At 77.2% G+C, this 3053-nt stretch carries 4 protein-coding genes; 2 read left to right on the top strand and 2 right to left on the bottom strand.

The annotated features are described in order from the left end of the window. Window positions 1–219: 219 nt before the first annotated feature. Both LCE31_RS15055 and LCE31_RS15050 read right to left on the bottom strand, forming a co-directional pair. Window positions 220–858: an endonuclease gene (locus LCE31_RS15055; RefSeq protein WP_225014761.1), complete on the bottom strand. Its 639-nt coding sequence runs from the start codon at window positions 856–858 to the stop codon at window positions 220–222. Window positions 859–940: 82 nt separating this feature from the next. Then, entirely contained in the window at window positions 941–1240 is a 300-nt protein-coding gene (locus LCE31_RS15050) for a DUF4235 domain-containing protein (RefSeq protein WP_225014760.1), read from the bottom strand. Window positions 1241–1448: 208 nt separating this feature from the next. On the opposite strand from LCE31_RS15050, the gene LCE31_RS15045 reads away from it, so the two are divergent. Together LCE31_RS15045 and LCE31_RS15040 are read left to right on the top strand one after the other, a co-directional pair. Then, a complete protein-coding gene (locus LCE31_RS15045) occupies window positions 1449–2033 on the top strand; it encodes a DoxX family protein (RefSeq protein ID WP_225014759.1) in 585 nt (194 codons plus the stop codon). Window positions 2034–2187: 154 nt separating this feature from the next. Beyond that, on the top strand, window positions 2188–2532 hold the full coding sequence (locus LCE31_RS15040; protein ID WP_225014758.1) for a GNAT family N-acetyltransferase: 345 nt from the start codon (window positions 2188–2190) through the stop codon (window positions 2530–2532). Window positions 2533–3053: the final 521 nt, after the last annotated feature.

The following is a 3053-nucleotide window of genomic DNA, read 5'->3' as shown; positions in this document are numbered from 1 at the left end:
CCCCCCCCCGGCCCCCGGGCCCCCCGGGGGGGGGCCGCGCCGCTTCCCCGCCGCCGGCGGGGCGCGGCCCCCCCCCCCCCCGGCGTTCGCGTCTGCCCGTCCGGGTGCCCGCTGCCCGTCCGCGTCTCCGCTTCGGGGAGTGGTGCGGGTGAGCGCCCGCGCGCACCGCCCGAGGCGGACACCCGGGGCCGTGAGGCGGCTCCCGGTGTCCGCGGACCGTTACGCGGTGGCGAGCTCCGCGTGGCGGTCCAGTGACACCCGTACGAGCGCCGCGGCGAACAGCGCGGGATCGTCGCCCGCCAGCCGGCTCAGCCTCTTCGGGTCGTCGGGCAGTCCCACCTTGCGGGCCCCCTGGCGGGCCTTCCCGTCCAGGTAGGGGGCGGCCTCCGGCCAGATGTCCTGCACCTCGCGCAGGAAGATGTCCGCGCCCACCGGGCCGATCCCCGGCACCTCCCGCAGCAGCCTGCGCAGTTCGTCGGGGTCGCCGTCGGCCTCCGCACGCAGCCGTCGCAGGTCGCCGTTGTAGCGCTCCAGCAGCAGGTCGGCGCCCTCGCCCAGCTGGGTCGCCGTCCGCTCGTCGTAACGCCGGTAGCCGCCCTGGCCGAGCGCGTCCACGCGCTGCTGCCAGGTGGCGTCCGTCATCGCCCGCGGGGTGCGCAGTCCCGCGTCCGCGAGCGCCCGCGCGGTGGAGACCGCGATGCCGCTGCTGATCCTGGCGCTCAGCAGCAGGGACAGCACCAGCAGGCGGTACAGCGGCTGCGGGGTGTCGCGCAGCCGGATGCCGGCCTCGTCCGTGTACGTCCTGCCGTAGGTGTCGAGCAGCCGCCCGACTGTGTCGCCCTGAGTCCTGCCCGCCATGGTGTGAGCACCTCCTCGGTGGTGGCCCCTCGCCGGCCGGCGAGGGGCTGGATGGGAAACGGGTGCCGCCGGACGGCGTCCGTCAGTCGCGGCCACCGCCCTTGCCGGGCCAGGTTCCGGTGGCACGCTCGATCGCCCTGGCGCCGGCGCGGTCCACGACACTGCGGACCGCGGCGAGGATGGCGCCCTGCACGGCCGCGGCGAGCACCACCTCGCCCCAGCCGCGCTCGGGGTCCAGCGCGTCGGGCGCGTCGTCCTCGTGGCGCAGCGCCTTCCAGGTGGTCCGGAACAGGACTCCCGCCAGGGAGCCCCCGACCCAGCCCAGCGCGAACCCCACTGGTTTGTACGTCAGCGACAGCTTCCGCTTCTTCGACTTCGTCACGCGGCACGAGTGCCCCGCGTACGGCGGCGCACACGAGCGATCCCGGACCCGGCCGGGCGCCGGGGGTCACCCGGACGGCGCACCAGCGTTCCGTGCCCTGCGCCGCCACGGCCCAGAGTGGAGGCGAGGCCGGGGAGGCGTCGACGCGTCGTCGCCGCCGCCTCTCCGTACCGCCCCGACCGTCCCCACCCCACTCCGGGAGCCCCCGATGAAGCGTGCGATCCACCGCGACCACAGCGACCTCGGCCTGCTCGCCCTGCGGGCCGGCACCGGGGCCGTCCTCGCCGCCCACGGGGCCCAGAAGCTGCTCGGCTGGTTCGGCGGCGCGGGGCTCGACGTCACCTCCAAGGCCATGGAGTCCATGGGGTTCCGCCCCGGCAGGCGCAGCGCTCTCGCGGCCGGGCTCGGCGAGGCCGGCGGCGGTGTCCTGATCGCACTCGGCCTCGCGACGCCCGCCGCGGGCGCCGTGGCCGCGGGGGCGATGGCGGGTGCGGCGGCCGTACACGCGCCGAACGGCTTCTTCAGCACATCGGGCGGCCTCGAATACCCCGGCTTCCTCGGCTGGACGGCGGCGGGCCTCGGCCTGACCGGCGCCGGCCGCTACTCTCTCGACCACGCCACCGGCCACCGGCTCGACCGGACGTGGATGGTGCCGGTCGCCTTCGCGGCCAGCGGCCTCGTGGCCGCCTGCGTCATCCGCAAGCGGACTCAGACGCTGGAGCAGGCCACCACGGCGGCGCAGGCCGAGGAGGCGGACGACCTGGGCGCCTCGGACCCGGGCGAGGACGCCTGAGGCCGGGCGCGGGCGGCAGGCGAGACCCCGGGCCTCCGGGACCCGGCCACGCGGCCGACGGGGGAATCGCGAAAGCGCTGAGGATCGGAGACGGCGGGGGAATCGCGAGGCTCCGAGGGGATTGCGGGGTCCGAGAGGCGGAGAGACCACCGGCATGACAGACATCGACATCCGCGACGACCGCCCCCGGGGCCGGCTCGAAGCGATGGAGGACGGCGCGGCCGTCGGCATGATCGGCTACTTCGTCCTCGACGCCACCCCCGCCGCCCTGGTCGCGGTGCACACCGTCGTCGACGAGGGCCACGAGGGCAAGGGCATCGCGTCCGCGCTCGTAGGGCACTTCTACCGCATGGCCGCGGCCGAGAACGTGCCCGTCGTCCCGTTGTGCCCGTACGCGGCACGGTGGGCGCAGCGCCACCCCGAAGAGGCGCCCGTACCGGCCGCCGACCTGGTGATGGCAGCGCGGCGGCAGCTGGAGTCGGAGCCGCACCGCTGGTGACCCGCGGGGCACGGGCCGGTCCCCGGCGGTGGTGGATCGGGGTGGACCACGCGTGGGCCGGACACCGCTGGGCAGGCGTCGGTGAGACAGTGGAGTAGACGTTTCGCGTTTGGAGACGTCCCGCGTTTGGAGGTCCGACATGACCAGTCCGCACCCCGACCCGGTGCCTCCCACGCCGACGCCGGGCCCTCCGCCCGGGCCTGTGCCGCCGGGGCCCACCCCGGTGCCGCCGGGACCGCTGCCCTCGCCCGACCCGATTCCGAAGCCGCCGGGGCCCGACCCGGTGCCGGAACCCGAGCCGGCCCCCGGCCCGATCGGCTGAGAGGGCGTCCGGGCCGCGGCACACGGCGAAGTCGAAGGACGGGACCCGACGTCCGGACGGGAGAGCGGAAGCCCGGACAGCACGGCACAGCACGGGGGGGGGGGGGGGGGGCGGGGGGGCGGCCCCCCCCCCCCGGCGCCCCCCCCCGCGCGGGGGGGGGGGGGGGGGGCGCGGGGGGCGGGCACCACCCGCCCCCCCG

It is taken from the genome of Streptomyces sp. 8L, from assembly GCF_020176795.1.
Lineage (GTDB): Bacteria > Actinomycetota > Actinomycetes > Streptomycetales > Streptomycetaceae > Streptomyces.
The sequence above is the reverse complement of the archived record's forward strand: the minus strand, read 5'-3'. Positions and strand labels throughout refer to the sequence as shown.